The 2,838-nt window shown below is 35.7% G+C and carries 2 protein-coding genes; both read left to right on the top strand.

Annotated features, from left to right (window positions below; genetic code table 11):
* Positions 1 to 453 precede the first annotated feature (453 nt).
* Entirely contained in the window at positions 454 to 2,361 is a 1,908-nt protein-coding gene (locus AAC854_RS21975; RefSeq protein ID WP_340618956.1) for a non-ribosomal peptide synthetase, read from the top strand.
* Positions 2,358 to 2,762 carry a beta-ketoacyl synthase N-terminal-like domain-containing protein gene (locus AAC854_RS21970; protein WP_340618955.1) on the top strand — a complete coding sequence of 135 codons (405 nt, stop codon included), beginning with the start codon at positions 2,358 to 2,360 and terminating at the stop codon, positions 2,760 to 2,762. The genes AAC854_RS21975 and AAC854_RS21970 overlap by 4 nt, the downstream gene beginning before the upstream one ends.
* Positions 2,763 to 2,838: the final 76 nt, after the last annotated feature.

The following is a 2,838-nucleotide window of genomic DNA, read 5'->3' as shown; positions in this document are numbered from 1 at the left end:
TTAAGGTCGGCGTGAAAACCAAGCGCCAGAAAGCCGGATGGGATAATAGCTATCTGCTGAAAGTCCTTACGGTGGGATTTACGTCAGTATAATTTAGACCCGTTTGCCCTGGAGGAACAATGGAACGCTATTGGCTGTTTTATTAACACGTTACCAAGTCATATTCATATTGATAAACAAGATACTTTTCATTCTCTTTTTCATCATGCACAATATGAAATATCTCGGCTACAACAAAATAAATACATATCCTTGATAGAAATTAAATCACTATTACGCTCGGATAAAGATTTATTTAATGTAATGCTTGTTCGACATGACACGGCACTAATCCATTCATTGAAAAAAAATTCAGTCTTTAAAACTGTTAGTATATTGAACAGTCCACCCCGTTTGGATCTAACTCTACATTATACGGCCGAGACTGATAACCTGGATCTTCATTATGAATTTATGTCAGGTATAGACCCCAATGAAATAAAAGAAATACATTTCTCTATTGTAAAAATATTCAATCTTCTTCTAAAGCAAGGATATCATTGTTCATTAAAAGAAGCGGGCTTAGAACCTAGTATTTACTTTAGACAACGTCAGTTACCTATTTTTGATATCATTTCCGGTTTATTAAATAGTGCAGAAAAGTCCCCTGATGCGTCTGCTATACGATTTTTGCCTGATAATTCATCATTAAGTTACAAAGAGTTATCCCAACAAGTTATTTCCATCGCTAAAAAGCTTGATGAAGAATTTGAACAAGGAGTGCTTGCTGTCCTTAATACTCACTCAATAAGTACAATTAATTTAATACTTGGCATATTGTATTCAGGCAGAAGCTTTATGATCATAAACCCAGATGACCCTGAAGAACGCCTAAAACAGCTTAAACAGGCAGCCCAATGTGTCGGTTGCGTCTCATACGAATGGTTAAAATACACTATCAATAACCAGGATAGGTGGGAGCATACCACCTATCCACCCAAGATAACCGCAGATATGCCAGCATATGTGATTTTTACTTCAGGCAGTACAGGTGAACCCAAAGGAGCAAGCATTGGTTATCATGCATTGTGTTATTCGACTGCTATGCGTTATCACCTATATCAACGACAGATGAAACGGTTTTTGCTATTAAGCCCACTAACATTTGATAGCGCGTATGCTGGTTTATTTGGAACATTAGCAACTGGCGGAGAATTACTTCTACCCAATGAATCTCAACGCCAATCTCCCCACGAATTGGCAGTAATAATAAAAGATTTCCAACCAACACAGACTCTGATAACACCATCCTATTATAATGTGCTAATTGAACTTCCCAAGTATACTCATTCGTGTGAGTCAGTCATCGTTGCTGGAGAGCGATTAACTCAAGATTTAGTTAATAAACACTATCTGCATTTCCCCAATACTTTCCTCTATAACGAGTATGGACCAACTGAAAATACAATTTGGAGCAGCTATTACCTATGCCAGCCACGAGCAGTACAACAGCATGTTCCAATTGGAAAAGTATTAGATGGTATAAAAGCTATCGTTGTGGATGAAGAAAACGCTGTAGTACCGCATGGACAAAAGGGGCAGCTTTATCTTGGTGGAGAAGGATTGTTCAATGGTTACCTCAATGCAGAGGAATCCCTCTCTTTTGTATGGTTGGATATCTTTGGAGTAAAAGAACGTTTTTATGCAACAGGTGATCTCGTTACAATGTCGGTAGATGGTACAATACATTTTGACTCTCGTTTACAGGATTTCATTAAAATCAGAGGATATCGTGTTTCACCCGCAGAAATCGAACGCTGTATATGGAAACTGAATGATGTTGATGATGTTAAAGTTACTGCAATTAAAGGAAGTCTGGTTGCTTTTATATCTTCTCAATATTTATCTACTTCTATTGTTTTAAATCATATTAGCCGATATCTACCTCAGTATATGATCCCCCATCAATTATATATAACACAGCCTTTTCCTCTGAACAAAAATGGTAAAATAGACACGCAAAAATTGATACGCGAATATGTTCATTCCTCAAAGATAAGTGCATTATCATTAAAACCTGAGTTTAATGAACTATTCAGTTCTATTATCGGTAATATCTATCTAGACCCAGAACGATCTTTTTTTGAAAATGGCGGAAACTCAATTAAATTGATGCAACTTTCTGCAGAGTTGGAGAAAAAATATCAGTTTCAATTTTCAATAACGCTATTATATCAGCAGGCTACACTAATAAATATGCAACAATTGATTATACAATCAATATCTTCTCAATCCTCAGAATTAGTTACCATAAAATCAGTCCGAACTTCCAGAAAAAATAATAAGCTAGCTAAAAGAAAAAACAGAGGGAAAATACAATGAGTTTTACAGAATATGATATAGCTATTTGTGGAATTGGATTCATTTTACCTAGTGGCATTAATACTCCCGAAGGATTTAATCAATTAAAACAACAAGGAAATACACTCATTCGAGATTTTCGTTCTGAATTCCATGATGCAACTGAAAAAGAAATATTCCGCTGTGGTTATATTGAGGATATTTATAAATTCCCCTATAAGGATTTTGGGTTAACAAAAAAACAAGCTTCTTTGATGGATCCTCAACAAAGAGCATTACTCAAGCTTTCAAAAAAAGCTTTAAAAGATGCAGGTATTGATACTTTATCATCAGGGAATAGAATTGGGAGTTTTTTCGCCACCGGGATCAACTACTACTTACTTGATAATTTAACGCGATGCTCGACTTTTATGATGAGTTGAAATGACATAGCCGCTCCTTTATAACTTTAAGTCGTCAAAAATAGAGAAATAAAGGAACAAAAGGCTATGTCACAGC

It is taken from the genome of Xenorhabdus entomophaga (assembly GCF_037996725.1).
GTDB lineage: Bacteria > Pseudomonadota > Gammaproteobacteria > Enterobacterales > Enterobacteriaceae > Xenorhabdus > Xenorhabdus khoisanae.
The sequence above is the reverse complement of the archived record's forward strand: the minus strand, read 5'-3'. Positions and strand labels throughout refer to the sequence as shown.

Coding starts and splice junctions, on each gene's coding strand:
- AAC854_RS21975 (WP_340618956.1), top strand. CDS start 454: ATGTCAGGTATAGACCCCAATGAAATAAAAGAAATACATTTCTCTATT.
- AAC854_RS21970 (WP_340618955.1), top strand. CDS start 2,358: ATGAGTTTTACAGAATATGATATAGCTATTTGTGGAATTGGATTCATT.